Origin of the sequence: Reichenbachiella sp. MALMAid0571, assembly GCF_040151475.1 — a bacterium.
GTDB lineage: Bacteria > Bacteroidota > Bacteroidia > Cytophagales > Cyclobacteriaceae > CAXBNB01.
Genome location: NZ_JBDKWG010000063.1, coordinates 1 through 447 on the forward strand (window position 1 = coordinate 1; position 447 = coordinate 447).

1 protein-coding gene is annotated in these 447 nt (G+C 41.2%); it reads right to left on the reverse strand.

Going from position 1 to position 447, the window contains the following annotated elements; genetic code table 11:
• Positions 1 to 447 (reverse strand): hypothetical protein (locus AAOP42_RS00870; protein ID WP_349526560.1); only part of this gene is annotated, 447 nt, incomplete at both ends.

Sequence of the window (447 nt, forward strand, 5' to 3'; positions counted from 1 at the left end):
CAACTCACTCATCGAACCACCAGTAAAAGTTACAGTAGCTGTACCTCCTGATAAACTTACACTATATCCAAGTGTGTTTGTTGCGGAAGTCCCACTATTAGTGTTTTCTAAAGTAATAACTGAGCCATCTGCATTCAATACCTCATCCTGACCTGGTGTCGATCCATCTGCTACATTGGTGATGGTAATCTCAAAACCAGTTACTGCCTGTCCCGATTCTATGGTAGAAGCTGAAGTGCCTGTATATAAACCAACAGCAGTACCTCCTTCAGTAAAAGTAGGATTTGATCCGGTTGAAATTAATGTCGGTTCATCATTGGTTGCTGTTATACTTACAGTAGAAACCAAAGATAAAGCATCATTGGTATCGTCATCTGATCCTCCTGTACCTCCATTATCCGATATACTGGTAATTGTCACTACCCTACTGGTTGTGGATGGATCATC